This is a genomic window from Yinghuangia aomiensis, from assembly GCF_039542225.1.
GTDB lineage: Bacteria > Actinomycetota > Actinomycetes > Streptomycetales > Streptomycetaceae > Yinghuangia > Yinghuangia aomiensis.
Genome location: NZ_BAABHS010000045.1, coordinates 15,916 through 35,698, shown reverse-complemented (window position 1 = coordinate 35,698; position 19,783 = coordinate 15,916). Strand labels below are relative to the sequence as shown.

General features: G+C 71.9%; 15 protein-coding genes. 12 read left to right on the top strand and 3 right to left on the bottom strand.

Going from position 1 to position 19,783, the window contains the following annotated elements; genetic code table 11:
- Positions 1-92: 92 nt before the first annotated feature.
- Together ABEA93_RS37010 and ABEA93_RS37005 are read right to left on the bottom strand one after the other, a co-directional pair.
- Entirely contained in the window at positions 93-1,964 is a 1,872-nt protein-coding gene (locus ABEA93_RS37010) for an arabinofuranosyltransferase AftB family protein (RefSeq protein WP_345680347.1), read from the bottom strand.
- Positions 1,965-2,204: 240 nt separating this feature from the next.
- Positions 2,205-3,416, bottom strand: coding sequence for a beta-ketoacyl-[acyl-carrier-protein] synthase family protein (locus tag ABEA93_RS37005; RefSeq protein WP_345680346.1), 1,212 nt, complete (start codon positions 3,414-3,416; stop codon positions 2,205-2,207).
- A 306-nt stretch (positions 3,417-3,722) separates the two neighbouring features.
- On the opposite strand from ABEA93_RS37005, the gene ABEA93_RS37000 reads away from it, so the two are divergent.
- Positions 3,723-5,942: an NADP-dependent isocitrate dehydrogenase gene (locus ABEA93_RS37000; RefSeq protein WP_345680345.1), complete on the top strand. Its 2,220-nt coding sequence runs from the start codon at positions 3,723-3,725 to the stop codon at positions 5,940-5,942.
- Positions 5,943-6,265: 323 nt separating this feature from the next.
- On the opposite strand, the gene ABEA93_RS36995 is transcribed toward ABEA93_RS37000, so the two are convergent.
- A complete protein-coding gene (locus ABEA93_RS36995; RefSeq protein ID WP_345680344.1) occupies positions 6,266-6,874 on the bottom strand; it encodes a helix-turn-helix domain-containing protein in 609 nt (202 codons plus the stop codon).
- A 101-nt stretch (positions 6,875-6,975) separates the two neighbouring features.
- Here ABEA93_RS36995 and ABEA93_RS36990 point away from each other — a divergent pair, with 101 nt between their 5' ends.
- The 11 genes from ABEA93_RS36990 to ABEA93_RS36940 all read left to right on the top strand — a co-directional run bounded on the left by ABEA93_RS36990 (position 6,976) and on the right by ABEA93_RS36940 (position 19,774).
- Positions 6,976-7,794: an MBL fold metallo-hydrolase gene (locus ABEA93_RS36990; RefSeq protein ID WP_345680343.1), complete on the top strand. Its 819-nt coding sequence runs from the start codon at positions 6,976-6,978 to the stop codon at positions 7,792-7,794.
- 285 nt (positions 7,795-8,079) lie between these two features.
- Positions 8,080-9,105, top strand: coding sequence for an N-acetyl-gamma-glutamyl-phosphate reductase (gene argC / locus ABEA93_RS36985; protein ID WP_345680342.1), 1,026 nt, complete (start codon positions 8,080-8,082; stop codon positions 9,103-9,105).
- Complete coding sequence (argJ, locus tag ABEA93_RS36980; RefSeq protein ID WP_345680341.1) at positions 9,102-10,253, top strand: bifunctional glutamate N-acetyltransferase/amino-acid acetyltransferase ArgJ; 1,152 nt, start codon at positions 9,102-9,104, stop codon at positions 10,251-10,253. Before argC ends, argJ begins: the two co-directional genes overlap by 4 nt.
- 65 nt (positions 10,254-10,318) lie before the next feature.
- A complete protein-coding gene (gene argB / locus ABEA93_RS36975; RefSeq protein WP_345680372.1) occupies positions 10,319-11,251 on the top strand; it encodes an acetylglutamate kinase in 933 nt (310 codons plus the stop codon).
- Positions 11,248-12,447 carry an acetylornithine transaminase gene (locus ABEA93_RS36970; RefSeq protein ID WP_345680340.1) on the top strand — a complete coding sequence of 400 codons (1,200 nt, stop codon included), beginning with the start codon at positions 11,248-11,250 and terminating at the stop codon, positions 12,445-12,447. The genes argB and ABEA93_RS36970 overlap by 4 nt, the downstream gene beginning before the upstream one ends.
- 126 nt (positions 12,448-12,573) lie before the next feature.
- Entirely contained in the window at positions 12,574-13,113 is a 540-nt protein-coding gene (locus ABEA93_RS36965) for an arginine repressor (protein WP_345680371.1), read from the top strand.
- 212 nt (positions 13,114-13,325) lie between these two features.
- Positions 13,326-14,744, top strand: a complete 1,419-nt coding sequence (argH, locus tag ABEA93_RS36960) for an argininosuccinate lyase (protein ID WP_345680339.1) — start codon at positions 13,326-13,328, stop codon at positions 14,742-14,744.
- Between the two features lie 494 nt (positions 14,745-15,238).
- On the top strand, positions 15,239-16,477 hold the full coding sequence (locus ABEA93_RS36955; RefSeq protein WP_345680338.1) for an alpha/beta hydrolase family protein: 1,239 nt from the start codon (positions 15,239-15,241) through the stop codon (positions 16,475-16,477).
- Positions 16,474-18,261, top strand: a complete 1,788-nt coding sequence (locus ABEA93_RS36950; RefSeq protein WP_345680337.1) for a wax ester/triacylglycerol synthase family O-acyltransferase — start codon at positions 16,474-16,476, stop codon at positions 18,259-18,261. Before ABEA93_RS36955 ends, ABEA93_RS36950 begins: the two co-directional genes overlap by 4 nt.
- A 5-nt stretch (positions 18,262-18,266) precedes the next feature.
- Positions 18,267-19,112: an SDR family oxidoreductase gene (locus ABEA93_RS36945; protein ID WP_345680336.1), complete on the top strand. Its 846-nt coding sequence runs from the start codon at positions 18,267-18,269 to the stop codon at positions 19,110-19,112.
- Between the two features lie 143 nt (positions 19,113-19,255).
- Positions 19,256-19,774 (top strand): GNAT family N-acetyltransferase, encoded by a 519-nt coding sequence (locus ABEA93_RS36940; protein WP_345680335.1) that lies wholly within the window; start codon positions 19,256-19,258, stop codon positions 19,772-19,774.
- Positions 19,775-19,783 lie beyond the last annotated feature (9 nt).

Below are 19,783 nucleotides of genomic sequence, written 5' to 3'. Positions count from 1 at the left end.
AATTCGGGCGGATACGCAGCGTAGCCGCACGGGCGCGGCACGGTGAAGTTCACCGTGCCGCGCCGCTCCCGCCGTCATCGCTGGAAGGCCGCCTACTTGCAGAACTTCTGCTCGGCGGCGATCGGGTCGGCCGGGATGCGCAGCTTGGTGCGGTCGTAGGCGCCGGTCAGGTTGTCCCAGAAGCGGCCGAACGTCAGCGGCTTGGTGACCGAGTCGACCAGTTCCTTCACGTCGCCGCACTGCATCGTGTGGTTGGCGGCGTTGACGAGCTGGAGCATGGTGACGCCGCGCTCGCGGTCCTTGGCGGACAGGAAGTTGTCGGGGATCTGCGACCAGGCCGCCGGGTCCACGTACAACGCGAAGTTCCATGCCGGCGGCAGCAGCTTCTGGTGGCCGGCCGCGGCGAAGTTGGTCTGGTCGATGTGCGCGCCGATGGTGTTCGACAGGCCCCACACGTCGGCGACGATGCCGTCGAGCGGCATGACCGCGCCGCCCACGCCCAGGCGGCCGATGACCAGGCCGACGGGGAAGTCGACGTCGGTGCGCAGCGGGAGGGCGAAGTCGACGGGGAGGTTGTAGGCGCGCGCGTAGTTCGGGTCGAGGATCAGCACGCGGCGGCCGTCGGCGAGGGCCTTGCGGCTGACGTCGTACGACTCTTCGATGGTGCGGATGTGCGGCCCGACGGTGACCGGATTGTCGGTCTTCGTCTCGTTGGTGTAGAAGTCGCGTTCGTTCCACACCTGGTGCTGGCCGTTGCCGAGCGGCGAGTCGGTGGTGATGATGCCGGAGCGCCACGAACTGCCGCAGATGACGGCCCAGACCGCGATGCCGGCGACCACCGGGGTGGCGAGCTTGTCGAACGGCGTGAGCAGCAGCGGGAGCAGCAGCATCAGCAGGACGGGCATCCACATGCGGCCGTGCATGAAGTCGCCGCCGACCTTGATCACGTAGAACGTCTGCACGAACGCCGCGGTCAGCGGGGCGGCGACGACGATCCAGGTGCGGTTGCCGGGGCGGCGGACGCGCAGCAGCAGCGCGGCGACGACCGCGAGCAGGAGCAGCGGGATCCACAGCTTGTAGGGCCGGTTGTAGTCCGTCAGGTAGTCCCAGCCGCGGCCCCACAGCGATTCGCCGGCTTCTTTGGTGAGCGCGGGCATCGGGAAGATGAGGCCGTAGTAGCCCATGCGGAAGATCTCGTATGCGGCGGGCAGTGCTCCGGCGGCGGCGAGCATGCCGATGCACCGGGTCCAGCGGGCCCGGGTCAGCAGGGCGAGCGCGGCCAGGAAGACCATCATCGCCAGGCCGAGGTCGGGGCGGACGAGCGGGCCGAGGCCGTACCAGACGCTGGTGCCGAGGACGCGGCGCAGCCGGACGCGTTCGGCGGGGATCTGCCACGCGCGCACCAGGAGGGACCAGGACACGGCGATCCAGAAGATGATCAGCCCGGTTTCCATGCCCGCGGTCAGGAAGTCCCAGATGGACGGGATCGCGACGAACACCAGGGCGCCGGCCGGCAGCAGGAAGCGCTTGACGGCGAGGCCGCGATAGAGGCGCCGGGTGGCGTTGAGGGCGATCAGGAATCCGCCGACGGACAGGGCGAGGCCGAGGTAGACGGCGATGGCCGCGATGTCGCCGGGGGTGACCAGGTCGACGAGGGCGAGGACCCACTGCCACAGGGTGCTCGTGGAGGTTTCCGTGCGCTCGCCGATGTTGTAGACGGGGCCGTTGCCGTCCACGATTTGCTTGACGGCGCGGGTGAAGATCAGCCCGTCGTCGGTCATCCAGCGTTTCTGCCAGCCCATCACCGCGAGGATCACGGTGGGGACGGCCATGGCGATCAGGTCGAACCGGTTGAGCGTGCGGGCCCGGGCGGCGATCCGGCCGAATTGGGACGAAGTGCGGGCCGTTGGTCTCTCCGGGTCGGTGACGTTGGTGCGGTCGTCCGATTCCAGGGGAGTTGTCACGTCGTCTCGTCGTCTCATCCGGGGGCAGGGCCGGTCCGCGCGGAACGTGGGCGACCGGGCTGGGCGGCCCGGACGCGGGCGGTGCGGGACGGCCCGGGAGCGCCAGAGTCTAACGCAGGGGGCCGGTGCGGCCGGTGGTGCGGGCCACCGGCCGCGGGGCCGGGACAGGCGTCCGCGCGCGATGTCGCGGCCCGTGGGGAGGGCCTGTGCGCGGGGCCGGGTGCGGTGCCGCGGTGGGGGTCAGGCCGCGGTGAACACGAGCGACACGTTGTGCCCGCCGAAGCCGAACGCGTTGGCGAGCGCGGTGTGGAAGGAGCCGCGCCGCGGTTCGCCGCGGACCAGGTCCAGCTTGACCTCCGGGTCCGGGTCGTCGAGGTTGCGGACCGCCGGGACGACGCCGTCGCGGACGGCGAGCAGCGCGGCAAGCGCGCCGACCGCGCCGGCGCCGCCGCACAGGTGGCCGGTCATCGACTTGGTCGCGGTCACCGCCGGGTGCAGGCCGATCGCGTCGGCGACCGAGCGGGCTTCGTTGAGGTCGCCGACGGGGGTCGAGGTGGCGTGCGCGTGCACGACGTCGACGGCCTGCGGCGGCAGTCCGGCGTCCGCGAGGGCGCGGCGCATCGCGCGGGCTTGGCCCTCGGGGTCGGCGCCGGTGATGTGGAAGGCGTCGGACGTCATGCCGGATCCGGCCAGCAGCGCATGCCGCCGGGCGGCGCGGGCCGCGGCGAAGTCGGCGCGTTCCAGCACCACGACCGCGGCGCCTTCGCCGAGCACGAAGCCGTCGCGGGCCGCGTCGAACGGGCGGGACGCGCGCTCGGGGTCGTCGTTGCGGGTGGAAAGCGTGCGGGCCTGCGCGAACCCGGCGAGCGGCAGCGGGTGCAGGCACGCTTCGGCGCCGCCCGCCACCACGACGTCGGCGCGGCCGAGGCGGATCAGGTCCATGCCGTAGGCGATCGCTTCGGCACCGGACGCACACGCGCTGACGGGGGTGTGCACGCCCGCCCGGGCGCCCAGTTCGATGCCGACCAAGGCGGCGGGGCCGTTGGCCATGAGCATCGGCACGGTCAGCGGCGAGACGCGGCGCGGGCCGCCGGACTCCAGCTTGTCGTCCTGCTCGAGGAGGGTGACCGCGCCGCCGACGCCGGTGCCGATGACGACGGCGAGGCGGTCCGGGTCGACCTCCGGGCTTCCGGCGTCCGCCCAGGCCTCGCGGGCGGCGATCATGGCGACCTGCTGCGAGCGGTCCATGCGGCGCGCCTCGACGCGCGGGAGGACGGCGGCGGGGTCGACGGCGAGCGGGGCGCCGATCCGGGCCGGGAAGTCCTCGAGGCGGGGGTCGTCGAGGAGGCGTACGCCGGATTTCCCGGCGAGCATCGCGGCCCAGGTGGACGGCGCGTCGCCGCCCAACGGGGTGGTCGCGCCCAGTCCGGTCACGGCGACGGCAGGAGTCATGGGTGTCACAGCAGGCGTCGCAGGCGTCACAGCAGGCACCTCTTTGTGATAGGCAGACAATTCCCCGTCGGGGCCGAAGCCCCGAGAAGTTCGACGTGCCACCGACTCTGCCAGCGCTTCGAGCCGCCACCGGGTACCGGGAACCACCGAGTCGCGCAGCACGGATTTGTAGGTTTCCGCCAACCGTCCGCGTGAGGTTTATCCCGGCGGCCGGGTGCGTGCGAAACCGGTGCCGCTTCGGGATATCTTGATGTCGAGCAATCGAGCAATGTTGCAGCAAGCCGGAGACGTGGAGCGGAGCACCTGGTGACTGACTCGACCATCATCTACACGCACACCGACGAGGCCCCGGCGCTGGCGACGTATTCGCTGCTGCCGGTCATCCAGGCCTACGCCTCGACCGCCGGTGTCCGCGTCGAGACCCGCGACATCTCCCTGGCGGGCCGCATCATCGCGTCCTTCCCGGAGCGCCTCACCGAGGACCAGCGCATCGGCGACGCCCTTGCCGAGCTGGGCGAGCTGGCCAAGACCCCGGCCGCCAACATCATCAAGCTGCCGAACATCTCCGCTTCCATCCCGCAGCTCAAGGCCGCGGTCGCGGAGCTGCAGGCGCAGGGCTACGCGCTGCCGGACTACCCGGACGACCCGAAGTCCGACGAGGAGCGCGAGACGCGCGCCCGCTACGACAAGGTCAAGGGCAGCGCCGTCAACCCGGTCCTGCGCGAGGGCAACTCCGACCGCCGCGCCCCCGCGTCGGTCAAGAACTACGCCAAGGCCCACCCGCACCGCATGGGCGCCTGGACCGCCGACTCGAAGACCAACGTCGCCACGATGGGGCAGAACGACTTCCGCAGCACCGAGAAGTCCGCGGTCGTCGCCAAGGCCGGCACGCTGCGCATCGAGCACGTCGCCGCCGACGGCACCACCACCGTGCTCCGCGAGACCGTGAAGGTCCTCGACGGCGAGGTCGTCGACGCCTCCGTCATGCGCGCCGCGCACCTCCGCGAGTTCCTCACCGCGCAGATCGCCCGCGCGAAGGCCGAGGACGTGCTGTTCTCGGTGCACCTCAAGGCCACGATGATGAAGGTCTCCGACCCGATCGTCTTCGGCCACGTCGTCCGCGCCTTCTTCCCGAAGACGTTCGCCGCCTACGGCGAGACCCTCGCGGCCGCGGGCCTCAGCCCGAACGACGGCCTCGGTGCCATCCTCAACGGCCTGGCCGCGCTGCCCGACGGCGACGCGATCAAGGCGTCGATCGAGGCGGAGATCGCCGACGGCCCGGCGCTCGCCATGGTCGACTCGGACCGCGGCATCACGAACCTGCACGTCCCCAGCGACGTCATCGTCGACGCGTCGATGCCCGCGATGATCCGCACCTCCGGCCACATGTGGGGCCCGGACGGCAACGAGGCCGACACCCTCGCGGTGCTGCCGGACAGCAGCTACGCGGGCGTCTACCAGGTCGTCATCGACGACTGCCGCGCGAACGGCGCCTACGACCCGGCGACGATGGGCTCGGTGCCGAACGTCGGCCTCATGGCGCAGGCCGCCGAGGAATACGGCAGCCACGACAAGACCTTCGAGATCGCCGCCGCGGGCACCGTCCGCGTCGTCGACGAGGACGGCAACGCGGTCCTCGAGCAGGAGGTCTCCGCGGGCGACATCTTCCGCATGTGCCAGACGAAGGACCTGCCGATCCAGGACTGGGTCAAGCTCGCCGTGACGCGTGCCCGCGCCACCGGCGACCCGGCCGTGTTCTGGCTCGACGAGACCCGCGCGCACGACGCCGTGCTCATCGGCAAGGTCCGCGAGTACCTGCCGCAGCACGACACCGACGGCCTGACCATCGAGATCATGTCGCCGGTGAAGGCCACCGCCCTGTCGGTCGAGCGCATCCGCCGCGGCGAGAACACCATCTCGGTCACCGGCAACGTGCTCCGCGACTACCTGACGGACCTGTTCCCGATCCTGGAGCTGGGCACCAGCGCCAAGATGCTGTCGGTTGTTCCGCTGATGGCGGGCGGCGGCCTCTTCGAGACGGGTGCGGGCGGCTCGGCGCCGAAGCACGTGCAGCAGCTCGTCAAGGAGAACTACCTGCGCTGGGACAGCCTCGGCGAGTTCTTCGCCCTGGCCGCGAGCTTCGAGCACCTCGCCACGGCGACCTCCAACGCCCGCGCGCAGATCCTCGCCGACACCCTCGACCGCGCCACCGGCACCTTCCTCAACGAGGACAAGTCGCCGACCCGCCGCGTCGGCGGCATCGACAACCGCGGCAGCCACTTCTACCTGGCCCTGTACTGGGCCCAAGAGCTGGCCGGCCAGACCGCCGACGCCGAACTCGCCGCGGCCTTCGCCCCGCTCGCGAAGACGCTGGCCGAGCAGGAGCAGACCATCGTGGACGAGCTGCTCGCCGTCCAGGGCTCCCCGGCCGACATCGGCGGCTACTACCAGCCGGACCCGGCCAAGGCCTCCGCGGTCATGCGCCCGTCCGCGACGCTGAACCAGGCCCTGGCGACGCTCAGCTGACGTCGGAGGACCCTGACGAGGGCCCGCTCCCTGCCGCTTTCGCGGTGTGGGGGCGGGCTCTCGGCAATTTTGGGGCGTTGGACTTCCGGGCGGCGGGCGGCGGGCGGCGGGCGGCGGGCAGGCCAGAGATCGACGGTCCGCGGAGCCCCCCAGCGTGTGGTCAGCTCTGCGGCCACGGTGTCGAACGCGGCGTCCAGTTCCCGCTGCGCCGCCTCGGCGACTTCCCCGCTCCGGTCCTCCCGGAAGTCGCGGCTCTCGTGGAGCACGGTCATCAGGTAGGTGAGCCCGCGCCAGAGCGCGCGGTTTTGGGGCGGAGCGCTTGATCAGGTCCTGCGTGAGATGACCATCAGGTACTCGCACGGATCGTCCGTGCGGTTGGCGAAGCCGTGGGGGGCGTCGGCCTGGAAGAACACGGAGTCGCCGGCGTGCAGGGTTTCGCTGATGCCGCCGACCGCGACGGTGAGGGTGCCGGCGAGCACCACGAGTTGTTTCTCGGTGCCCGGCGGATACGCGGGCAGCAGGCCGGTGGAGACCTGCGCGGGGAGGTAGTGGGCGACCAGTTCGGCTCCGCCCGCGCCCGGGGCGGCCGACACGATGTGGCGTTCGAAGCCGGTTTCCGGGTCGCGGAAGACGGGGCGTTCGGGCCTGCGCATGACGACCGCGACGCCGTTGGCGGCCGCGGCAGGGGAGCCGATCAGGTCCGAGAGCGGTGTGTCGAGCGCGTGGGCGATGCGGGACGCGATGCCGATCGTCGGACTCTTCTCGCCGCGTTCGACCTTGGACAGCATCGCCCGGCTGACCGACGACTGCGCGGACAGCTGCTCCAGCGTCAGACCCGCCTCCTCGCGGCGCCGCCGCACGTTGCCGCCGAACGCGCCGGCCAGGTCGTCGCCGTGCTGCGGGTCGGCCGCGTTGCCGTCTTGCTCGACCACCGTGCTCCTCGATCGATGGATGCCCTCGCCGCGCACAGTGTAGGGTTTCTTCTAAAGAAGAGTTCATCTTCTATTGGAGAACCGTGACGACGGAGGGGCTCATGCGTCTGGTCTCGAGTGGCCGGCACTACGCCGCGTTCGAATTCGGCGATCTGCAGGTGGTCGCGTTGCGCGACGGGTACATCGACATGCCCGCGACCCGGCTCCGCGACGCGTGCGGGTGCGTGCTCGGCGGGTTGCCGGCCGCCGTCCCGCTGGTCGGCGGCAACCTGCGGCTGTCGGTCAACGCCTTCCACGTCACCGACGGCACGCGGTCGGTGCTCATCGACACCGGCGCGTCCGACAACTGGCACGACCCCACCATGGGGCTGATCTACGAAGCGCTCGACGAAGCGGGAATCGACCGCGCGGGCATCACCGACGTGGCCATCACTCATCGGCACGAAGACCACGTGAGCGGTCTGGTCATGCCGGACGGTTCCGAGGCGTTCGCCAAGCTGGAGCGCGTGTGGATCGGCGCGGGGGACGCCTCGGTGTTCACCGGGCGGCTCGAGCCGATCCGCGACCGGGTCGTCTCCGTGTCGGAGGAGGTCGCGATCAACGACTGGATCGCCGCGATCCCGACGCCGGGCCACACGCCCGGCCACACCGTCTACGAGGTCGCGAGCGGCACCGGGCGCCTGCTCGCCTGGGGCGACACCGTGCACGTCCCCACGCTGCAGTTCGACCAGCCGTCCGTGTCCTGGGAGTGGGACGACGACCAGTCCCAGGCTCGCGCCGCCCGCGCGGGGCTCCTCGACCGGCTGATCCGGCCGGACCACTTCGTCGCCGGCGCCCACCTCGACTCGCCCGGCATCGCCCGGGTCACGCGTGCGGGGGAGGGTTATGCGCTGGAGTACCTGGCGCCGCCGACCGGCTGATCGAAGCTGAAGGAGAGGGGGAGGTCCGCGCCGGGTCTGGGCCTCCTCTTTTCCGTTGCGCGCGGAGGCGGGGGCAGGGGCGGGTGTGCCGTCCGGATCGGCCGGGTTGGTCGGCATCGGCACCACAGGTCCTGACCCGTGGCGGACCGGGGGGATTTCCGGTGTCGGGTTCTGGGGACGGATCATGGTCGGGTGGGGGGTGGCGTATTCACCCGGGCGGGCGAAGGCGTTTGCATAAGTCTTCGCTGCTCCGTATAGTCATGCCATCGGGAGGAGGTGGCCAGGGTGGTCACGGCGGCATTGGCGGGAGCCAGCGGCTATGCGGGCGGGGAAATTCTGCGTCTGCTGATCGCACATCCGGAAATCGAGATCGGCGCGCTCACCGCGGGATCGAATGCGGGGCAGCGCCTGGGGGCGCTCCAGCCGCATCTGGTGCCGTTGGCCGACCGCGTCCTCCAAGAGACCACCGCCGAGGTACTCGGCGGGCACGACGTGGTGTTCCTCGCACTGCCGCACGGGCAGTCCGCGGCGATCGCCGAGCAGCTCGGCGACGACGTGCTCGTGGTGGACTGCGGCGCGGACTTCCGGCTGCGCGACGCCGCGGCGTGGGAGCGGTTCTACGGCTCGCCGCACGCCGGCACCTGGCGGTACGGCCTCCCGGAGCTGCCCGGCGCGCGCGAGCGGCTGCGCGGCACCAAGCGGATCGCCGTCCCCGGCTGCTACCCGACCGTGTCGCTGCTCAGCACCGTGCCGGCGTTCGCTGCCGGGCTGGTCGAGGCCGATGTGGTGATCGCCGCGGCGTCCGGCACCAGCGGCGCGGGCAAGGCGCTCAAGACCAACCTGCTCGGCAGCGAGGTCATGGGCTCCGCCAGCGCGTACGGCGTCGGCGGAGTGCACCGGCACACCCCGGAGATCGCCCAGGGCCTCGCGGCCGCCGCGGGCGAGCCGGTCACGGTGTCCTTCACGCCGATCCTCGCCCCGATGTCCCGCGGCATCCTCGCCACCTGCACCGCCAAGCTGCGCCCCGGCGTCACCGCCGCGGACGTGCGCGCGGCGTACGAGAAGGCGTACGCCGACGAACCGTTCGTGCACCTGCTCGCCGAGGGCCAGTGGCCCGCGACGCAGATGACCTACGGCGCGAACACCGCACTTCTCCAGGTGACCGTCGACGAGCAGGCGAACCGCCTGGTCGCCGTGGGCGTGATCGACAACCTGGCCAAGGGCACCGGCGGCGGCGCGGTGCAAAGCATGAACATCGCCCTGGGCCTCGACGAGGAGCTGGGTCTGAGCAAGGTGGGGGTTGCGCCATGACTGTCACGGCAGCGAAGGGGTTCCGGGCCGCGGGTGTCGCGGCCGGGCTCAAGACGACCGGTGCGCCGGACGTCGCGCTGGTCGTCAACGACGGGCCGTCGCTCGCCGCGGCCGGCGTGTTCACGTCCAACCGCGTGCAGGCCGCGCCCGTGCAGTGGTCCCGCCAGGTCGTCACCGGCGGCCAACTCCAGGCCGTGATCCTCAACTCCGGCGGCGCCAACGCGTGCACCGGCGCCGAGGGCTTCCAGAACACCCACAAAACCGCCGAGCGGGTCGCCGAACTCCTCGAGCTGAACGCGGGCGAGGTCGCGGTGTGCTCGACCGGGCTCATCGGCGTGCAGCTGCCCATGGACAAGCTGGTCCCGGGCGTCGACGCGGCGGCCGCCGCGCTGACCGCGGACGGCGGCGAGGCCGCGGCGATCGCCATCAAGACCACCGACACCGTGCACAAGGTCGCGGTGTCCGGCGGCGACGGCTGGGTCGTCGGCGGCATGGCCAAGGGCGCGGGCATGCTCGCGCCGGGCCTGGCCACCATGCTCGTGGTGCTCACCACCGACGCCGACGTGCCCGCCGAGCAGCTCGACGCGGCGCTGCGCGCCGCCACGCACACCACCTTCGACCGGATCGACTCGGACGGCTGCATGTCGACCAACGACACCGTCCTGCTGCTCGCCTCCGGCGCGTCCGGAGTGGCCCCGGCCGCCGCGGAGTTCGCCGAGGCCGTGCGGGTCGTCTGCGACGACCTCGCCCGGCAGCTCATCGGCGACGCCGAGGGCGCGGGCAAGGACATCGCCATCGAGGTCGAAGGGGCCGCGAACGAGGCCGACGCGCTGGAGGTCGCCCGGTCGATCGCCCGCAACAACCTCTTCAAGTGCGCCATCCACGGCGAAGACCCCAACTGGGGCCGGGTGCTGTCCGCGATCGGCACCACCGGCGCGGAGTTCGACGCCGACCGGCTCGACGTCGCCATCAACGGCGTATGGGTATGCAAGGGCGGCGCGGTCGGCGAGGACCGCGACCTCGTCGACATGGGCGGACGCGAAGTCCGGGTCACCGCCCGGCTCAACGCCGGCGACGCGGCCGTCACGGTGTGGACCAACGACCTGACCGCGGAGTACGTCCACGAGAACTCGGCGTACTCGTCATGAGCACGACCACCGGAAAGCAGGACGCCGGCGGCAGCGCCGACGCACACGGCAACGGGGGGAACTCGATGAAGACGGTCGGAAAAGCGATCCGCGCCGCGCGGCACAACGTCGCGCTCGGCAAGGCCCACACGCTCATCGAAGCGCTGCCCTGGCTCGAGCACTACTACGGCAAGACCGTCGTCATCAAGTTCGGCGGCAACGCCATGGTCGACGACGCCCTCAAGCGCGCCTTCGCCCAAGACGTGGTGTTCCTGCGGTTCGCCGGCCTCAAGCCGGTCATCGTGCACGGCGGCGGCCCGCAGATCAGCGCGCACCTCGACAAGCTCGGCCTGGAGTCCACCTTCGCGGGCGGCCTGCGGGTCACCACGCCCGAAGCGATGGACGTGGTCCGCATGGTGCTCGCCGGCCAGGTGCAGCGCGAGATCGTCGGGCTCATCAACGAGCACGGCCCGTTCGCCGTCGGCATGACCGGCGAGGACGCGCACACCATGACCGCCGAGAAGCGGCACGCCCTCGTCGACGGCGAACTGGTCGACATCGGCCTCGTCGGCGATGTCGTCGAGGTCAACCCGGGTGCCATCGGCGCTCTGCTCGACGACGGCCGGATCCCGGTGATCTCGTCCGTCGCCCGCGGCGCCGACGGCCACGTCTACAACGTCAACGCGGACACCGCCGCGGCCGCGCTGGCCGCCGCGCTGCACGCCGAACGCCTCGTCGTCCTCACCGACGTCGAAGGCCTGTACGCCGACTGGCCCAACAGCGACGAGGTGATCAGCCGCCTCGACGCCGACGAACTCGCCGAGCTGCTGCCGAGCCTGGCCAGCGGCATGGTGCCGAAGATGGAAGCCTGCCTGCGCGCCGTGCAGGCCGGCGTCCGGGCCGCGCACGTGCTCGACGGCCGCGTCGCGCACTCGCTGCTGCTCGAAGTGTTCACCGACGAAGGCGTCGGGACGATGGTCGTCCCGAACGCCGGCCAGACCGCGGGGGAGGGCGCATGACCGCCAACGAGACGTACCAGAAGCGGTGGACGGGCGCCCTCATGCCGTCCCTCGGCCGGCCGAAGGTCGCGCTGGTGTCCGGCAAGGGCGCGCACGTCGTCGACGCCGACGGCCGCGAATACGTGGACTTCCTGTCCGGGGTGGCGGTCAACGTCCTCGGCCACGCGCACCCGGCGGTGATCGACGCCGCCACCACGCAGATCTCCACCGTCGGCCATGTGTCGAACCTGTTCATCTCCACCCGCGCGGTCGAACTCGCCGAGCGGATCCTGCAGCTGACCGGACGCGACGGCCGGGTGTTCTTCTGCAACTCCGGCGCCGAAGCCAACGAGGCCGCCTTCAAGATCGCCCGCAAGACCGGGCGGCCCGAAGTGGTCACCATCGAAGGCTCGTTCCACGGCCGCACCATGGGCGCCCTCGCCCTCACCGGCCAGCCCGGCAAGCGCACCGGCTTCGAACCGCTGCCCGGCGGCGTGAAGTACGCCCCGTTCGGCGACATCGACGCCCTCGACGCCCTGGTCACCGAGCAGACCGCCGCGGTCTTCCTGGAGCCGATCCAGGGCGAGTTCGGCGTCCGCCCGCTGCCGCCCGGCTACCTCAAGCGGGCCCGCGAGATCACCGCGGAACGCGGCGCGCTGCTGATCCTCGACGAGGTGCAGACCGGCACCGGCCGCACCGGCTACTGGTTCGCCCACCAGGACCCGTACTTCGAAGGCGTGCTGCCCGACGTGATGACGCTCGCCAAGGGCATCGGCGGCGGTCTGCCGCTCGGCGCCTGCGTGGCGTTCGGCGACGCCGCCGAACTCCTCGCGCCCGGCGACCACGCCTCCACGTTCGGCGGCAACCCGGTGTGCTGCGCGGTCGGTCTGGCGGTGCTCGACACCATCGACGCCGACGGCCTGCTGGCCCGCACCCGCGACCTCGGCGTGCGGATCTCCCACGAAGTCGAGGCACTCGGCGACCCGCTGGTCGATCATGTGCGCGGTGCGGGCCTGCTTCTCGGTATCGTGCTGACCGCACCCGTCGCGGGCCACGTCGCCGAGGCCGCCACCGCCGCCGGTTTCCTCGTCAACGCGGTTGCGCCCGACGTCATCCGGCTCGCTCCGCCGCTGGTCGTCGAGGACGCCGACGTGGACGCGCTGATCGCCGCACTCCCCGGCATCCTCGCGGACGCCCGAACCCGGGGGGCCGAGTGACGAGAGAGGCCATGCCGCGCCCGCGCGGCACGGACGCGGCACCGCGCATGCGCGGCAGGCGACGAGACCGAAGGTAGGCGAGGTCGTCCGATGAGCAACGAGCACAAGACCATGGCGACGGGGCCCATGCCGGCACCGTCACCCGACGGGGTCTACGCGGTGCCCAGCACCCGCACCGCGCGGCACCGGCGGATCGTGGACCTCCTGACCCGGCACCGGGTCAGGTCCCAGGGTCAGCTCGCCCGGTTGCTCGCGGACGACGGCCTCGCCGTCACCCAGGCCACGCTGTCGCGCGACCTGGACGAACTGGGCGCGGTCAAGATCCGCGACGGCGACGGCGCCCTGGTGTACGCGGTGCCCGCCGAGGGCGGCGACCGCACCCCGCGGCCGCCGGTCAACGACTCCGCGTCCGAGGGCCGGCTGGCCCGGCTGGCCGGCGAACTCCTCGTCTCCGCCGAGGCGTCCGGCAACCTCGTGGTGGTCCGCACCCCGCCCGGGGCCGCGCAGTTCCTCGCCTCGGCGATGGACCACGCGGAGAACCGCGACATCCTCGGCACCATCGCCGGCGACGACACCATCCTGCTGGTGTGCCGCGACCCGGAGGGCGGCGCCGCCCTGGTGGCGCACTTGATCTCGCTGGCGGAAGGCCGCCCGGCGGGGGAGTGAGCCGACGGGGGACGCGGCGGGTCGGCGGGACGAGACGGGCACCCACCGGCACGATCGTGCGCAGCACCCCGAGCACCCCGAGCACCCCGAGCGCCCCGAGCACCAGCAGCCAGTACCACCCAGCCCCGCACCACCAGCCCCCGCACCACCCAGCAAAGCGCGTGCCGTGCCCCGTCCCGACGGCGGGGCGCCGGACACGCCGGAGGATTCCCGTGACGAACGACAAGGAGTCGACCCGCCTGTGGGGCGGTCGGTTCTCCGACGGCCCGAGCGAGGCGCTGGCGAAGCTGTCCGCGTCCGTGCACTTCGACTGGCGGCTCGCGCCCTACGACATCGCCGGTTCGCGTGCCCACGCCCGGGTGCTGCACAAGGCCGGGCTGCTCACCGACGACGAGCTGACCCGCATGCTGGGCGGCCTCGACAGCCTCGAAGCCGACGTCGCCGCGGGCACCTTCACCGCGACCATCGAGGACGAGGACGTGCACACCGCGCTGGAGCGCGGCCTGCTCGAGCGCCTCGGCCCGGAGCTGGGCGGCAAGCTGCGCGCCGGCCGGTCGCGCAACGACCAGATCGCCACCCTCGGCCGGATGTTCCTGCGCGACCACGCCCGCACCATCGGCGGGCTGCTCGCCGACCTGCAGGAAGTGCTCGTCGAGCAGGCCGCGGCCAACATCAACGTGGCCATGCCGGGCCGCACCCACCTGCAGCACGCGCAGCCGGTGCTGCTCGCGCACCACCTGCTGGCGCACGTCCAGGCGTTCGCCCGGGACGCCGAGCGGCTGCGGGACTGGGACAAGCGGGCCGACGAGTCCGCGTACGGCTCCGGCGCGCTCGCCGGTTCGTCGCTCGGCCTCGACCCGGAGGCGGTGGCGAGCGACCTCGGGTTCTCGCGGTCCGCGGCGAACTCGATCGACGGCACGGCCAGCCGGGACTACGTCGCGGAGTTCGCGTTCGTCACGGCGATGCTCGGCGTGAACCTGTCGCGGCTGTCCGAGGAGATCATCATCTGGAACACGAAGGAATTCTCCTTCGTGGAGCTGGACGACGCGTTCTCCACCGGTTCGTCGATCATGCCGCAGAAGAAGAACCCGGACATCGCCGAGCTGGCGCGCGGCAAGTCCGGGCGGCTCATCGGCAACCTGTCCGGTCTGCTGGCCACCTTCAAGGGCCTCCCGCTCGCGTACAACCGCGACTTGCAGGAGGACAAGGAGCCGGTGTTCGACAGCATCGACACGCTCGAAGTCCTGCTGCCCGCGTTCATCGGCATGATCGCGACGCTCCGCTTCCACCGGGAGCGGCTCGAGGAGCTGGCCCCGGCCGGGTTCGCGCTGGCCACCGACATCGCCGAGTGGCTGGTCAAGCAGGGCACGCCGTTCCGGGTCGCGCACGAGGTTGCGGGCGCGTGCGTGAAGTACTGCGAGCCGCGCGGCCTGGAGCTGTGGGACCTCACGGACGAGCAGTTCGCCGAGATCTCGCCGGAACTCAAGCCCGAGGTGCGGTCGGTGCTGACCGTGCTCGGCTCGATCGGGTCCCGCGACGGCCGCGGCGGCACGGCGCCCAACCGGGTCGCCGAGCAGCTCGACGACGCCCGCAAGGGCCTGGACGTACAGCGGAGCTGGGCGCAGGCCTAGGCATCGTTTCCAGCGGCCCGCCTCCGGACATCCGGAGGCGGGCCGCTGCGCGTTCCCGGCGGCCGGCGGCCGGCCGGGCCGGCTGGTCGGGCTCCCGTGGCCGCACGGGCGTGCCCTTCCCGCCGCGGTCGAACACCGTGAATTCCCGGGGATATCGTCGCCCCGGACGATCACCCGCGGCGCCCCGCGGAATGGCCGGAAACCGTCCGGGACCGCGTTCGCGTCGACACGTGCCGACCGGTTATTGCCGTTCCGTTTCGTCGGTGTAGCGGACAACTGGTCGGAGATGAACGGAAGTAAAGCTTCCGCACGGATGTGTGAATTCGCCGTTACTACTGGCAAGTGACTGTGTTCGCTCCGTTGATTCCGTACTAATGTCGCCGGTGTCGGATCGCCGCACAGTGGCGGAAGCGCCACGGTGCGTGATCGTGGTGTGCCGTGCCGCCGTGCCTCCGGCCCGCCGTACCTCAAACCGCCCGGGGAGGTCATTCCGCATGCTCGAACGCCTGCGCCGAATCCGTTCCGACGGGGAGAAATCCGCGACCCTGCTGTCCGACATCCCGGTCGGCGCGATGCTCGGCAGCGTTCCGCGCTCGGTCGGCTTCGGAGTCCGCTCCTACGTCCGCTCGCTGCGTGCGGAACGCCGCAACTACCCCGACATGCCCACGGTGTTCCCGACCCCGGGGCTGGTGTCCGCGGCATTCCTCGACGAGCTGGTCGTGGCGTTCATGTCCACCGGCCGACTGTCCCCGGCGCCCGCGGACGCGATCCGAATACGCGACGAAGTCGCGGAAGCCGTCGGCAAATTCCGCGCCGAGGCGTTCCTCGACGACCCGACCTTGTTCCATCCCGAGCCGCCCCCGCTGACCGACCCGGTCGTGCGCGGCAAGCTGTACGGCACCATCGGATACGAGCAGCTCGCCTTCGACAGCGGCTACACCCCCTGGCCCGGCATCCCCGGCGCCACCCGGTGGCAGGCCGCCGGCGCGAACCAGCGCGTCTGGGCGTACGTGCTGCGGCATCCGGGCAAGCCCCGCCCCTGGCTGGTCAACCTGCACGGGTTCGGCATGGGCCGCCCGTCCGACCTGGCCGCGTTCCGGTCCGCCCGCCTGCACCGCGACTTCGGCATCAACGTCATGCACGTGGTGCTGCCGATGCACGGGCCGCGCAAAGCGTCGCGCACCCAGGACGCGCCGTTCGTCTCCTTCGACTACCTCGGCAACGTGCACGGCCTCGCGCAGGCCGTGTGGGACGTGCGGCGCGCGATCGGCTGGGCCCGGCACCAGGGCGCAACGGCCGTCGGCGTGCACGGCCTGTCGCTCGGCGCCTACGTCGCCGCGCTGCTCGCGGGGGTCGAAGACCTCGACTGCGTCGTCGTCGGCGTGCCGTCCGTCGACATGGCGTGGGTGATGTCGCACCACGTGCCGGACGACGTCGAACGCGAAGTCCGCGCCGCGGGCCTGCTGGGCGCCGAGGCGGAGGCCGTGCACCGGGTCGTGTCGCCGCTGGCGGTCACGCCCCGCGTGCCGGTCGAACGGCGGTTCGTGTACGCCGGGCTCGCCGACCGCATGGCGACCCCGCAGCAGGCGTACCGGCTGTGGAAGCACTGGGAGGAACCGTCGGTCTGCTGGTACCGCGGCTCGCACATCGGCGCGATGTGGAACCGGCAGAGCCGCCGCTTCGTCGATGATGCCCTGACTTCGTCGGGCATCGGGAGGAGGAACGCCTGGTGAAGCTCTCCGGTCTGGACTCGGCCTTTCTGGCGCTGGAGTCGGAGACCTGGCCGATGCACGTCATCTGCCTCACCGTCGTCGACGCGTCGGATACCGAAGGCCGGGTGGACTTCCCGGCCTTCGCGGAAACCCTGGCGGCGCGGCTGCCGAGACTGCCGCTGCTGAGCCGCAAGCTCGTGCACAGCCCGTGGGGCCTGTCGCGGCCGCACTGGGTACCCGACCCCGACTTCGACTTCCGCAACCACCTGCACCGGGCGACCGTGCCCGCGCCCGGCGGCCGCCGCGAACTCGCGCTGCTCGCCGCGGAGATCTACCGCAACCGGCTGGACCGCGACCGGCCGCTGTGGGAGTGGTGGGTGGTCGACGGCCTGGAGAACAACCGCATCGCACACCTGTGGAAGGTGCACCACGCGTGCATCGACGGGCGTGCGGGCGCGTCCATGCAGGAGGTCTTCTTCGACGCCGACCCGCACGGCGCGGTGTCCCGCGAGGTCGTGCCGCTGCCGATGCCGGACGAGGAGGACCCGCTGCCCGAAGGCCTCGCCCGATACGGCGAGCTGGCGAAGTCGGTGGCCGGCATGCCGGTGCGCTTGGCCGGGCGGATCGGCACGACCGTGCAGGGGGCGGTGTCGGCCGCGATGACCGGGCGGCTCGCGCAGGCGATGCCGCTGAACATGCCGCGGACCCGGTTCAACGGGCAGGTCGGGAAGGAGCGCTCGTACGGGTTCTGCACGGTGTCGCTGTCCGACGTGAAGACCGTGAAGAACACGTTCGGCGTGAAGGTCAACGACGTGGTGCTGGCGATCGTCGGCGGCGCGATCCGCGAACAGCTCGACACGTTCGGCGAGACGCCGGACAAGCAGCTCGTCGGGACGGTGCCGGTCGACGCGACCAAGGGCGGGACGCGGTCGAGCGGCAACCTGATCACCGGCATGCTCGTCGGCCTGTCGACCGACGTCGCCGACCCTGCGGAGCGCCTGCTCTGCGTGCACGAGAACGCGCTGGCGTCCAAAGCGGTACAGGGCGCGCTGGGCAACGACATGCTGGCGAACCTCGCCGACACGCCGCCGCCCGCGCTGATGGGCCTGGGCGGGGACGTGTTCCGCGGCGTGAACGCCGCGTCGCTCCTGCCGCCGGTGTGCAATGCGGTCATATCCAACGTCCCCGGTCCGCGGGCGGCCCTGTACTCGCAGGGTCGGAAGGTGGAGGCGTTCCATTCGATGGGCATCGTTGCGGACGGCTTCGGCCTCTTCGTGGGCGGCATGAGCTACGACGACCAGATCGACATCGGCGTGCTGGCCGACAAGGAGATGCTCCCCGACCCGTTCGCGCTCGCGGACAGCATCGTCGAGCAGCTCAACATGCTGCTCAAGGCGGCGCACGAGTTCGCGGGGACGTCCGTCGAGCCGGCGGTGGAGTCGGCCGTCGCACCGGCGGGGGAACCGGCCGCGGAGACACCGGCGCCGGACACCCCGCACGGGGACCCGGCGGACCCGGCGGACCCGATTGACCCGGTGGACTTGGCGGAGCTGCCGGAGCCGTCGGCACACCGCGCGGCCGCGGGCGAGACGGCCGCGGCCGTGCTCGGCGGCGTGGTCGCGGCAGTCGGGGACGTTGCCGCCGCGCCGGGGGTGCCCCTCGTCCCGGCACAGAAGTCCGCGGCACAGAAGTCCGCGGCGCAGCACCCGCGACGGAAAGCGGCCGAGGGAACGGCCAAGGCCGCCGCGACCCCGCGGCCCCGCCGGAAGCCCGCGTCCGCTGCGGCCCCCGCCACCGGAGCGTGACCCCGATGAGTGAACTGCCGTTGCGGACCGCGCTCGTCACCGGCGCCAACTCGGGGCTCGGGCTCGCGTCCGCGCTCGAGCTGGCGCGGGGCGGGCTGCGGGTCGTGGGGACGGTGCGGTCGGCGGACAAGGCCCGCAAGGTCGAGGCCGCGGCGGCCGACGCCGGCGTCCCGGTGGAGACCCGCATCCTCGACGTCACCGACGCGGCCGGGTGCAAGGACGTCGTCGAAGACGTGCGGCCCGACGTGCTGGTGAACAACGCGGGCGGCACCTGCTACGCGCCGGTCGCCGACGTCATGGAGGAAGAGGCCCGGCACCACGTGGAGACCGCGGTGTTCGCGCCGATCCGCCTGGCCCGCCTGGCGATCCCGCACATGCAGGACCGCGGGTGGGGCCGGATCGTGCAGGTGTCGTCGGTCGCGGGCAAGGTCACGTATCCGCTGATGGGCTGGTACCAGGCGGGCAAACACGCGATGGAGGCGCTGTCCGACGCGCTGCGCCTGGAGGTCGCCGGGTCCGGCATCCACGTCGCGGTCGTCGCGCCGGGCGGGTTCCGCAGCGGGATCACCGAAGAGATGGCGGACGTCGCGCACCGGTACCGGGGGTCGAAGTACGCCACCGCGTTCCGCCGCCTCGACCTCGGCTTCACCCTCGTCGAACCGTTCTGGACCGACGTGCAGCGGGTCGCCGAAGTCGTCGCCCACGCCGCCACCGCCGAGCAGCCGCACGGCCGTTACGTGGTCGGCCGGGACGCGCACGCGAGCCTGCTGGTCAGCCGGTTCGTGGAGAACTTCCGGGTCGGTGTGGAACTTCGCGACAAGGCGGTGCGGCGGCTCATCGGCCTGCCGTGACCCACCGCTTTTTCGTGGTGTGCCGCATGCCCCGACCCGGGTAGAAGAACCCGAAAAGCCGTGTGGAACAGTGACGGAACTACGCCGTTCCGCACGGCATCAGGGCAATCAGGGCTCCGGGCGGCCGGGGACGCCGAGATCCGGTGTCCCCGGCCTCTCGTGCCCGGACATCAGGGGAGCACCGGATGGGGCAGAACGTACGGGTCGCGCAGGCGGACGTATCCGACGCCGAGCAGATCCTCAAGCTGCAGTACCTCTGCTACCAAGGCGAGGCCGCGCTCTACAACGACTACGGCATCGCGCCGCTGGTCCAGAGCCTGGCGAGCCTGGTCGGGGAGTTCGACACGCACACCGTGCTCGTCGCGCGCCTGGGCGACGAGGTCGTCGGCTCGGTCCGCGGCGTCGTCACGGACGGCGTGGCGCACATCGGCCGGCTGATCGTCCACCCGCGGCTCCAGGGCCACGGCCTCGGCACCCGGCTGCTGCGCGCGATCGAGGCGCAGCTCGGCCACGCCGACTCGTTCGAACTGTTCACCGGCCACCGCAGCGAGGACAACCTGCGGCTGTACGCGCGCCTCGGCTACACCGAGGTCCGGACCGAGCGCGTCGGTCCCCGGCTGAGCATGGTGTACCTGACGAAGGCGACCTCCCTCGCCGCCTGAGTCGCCCCA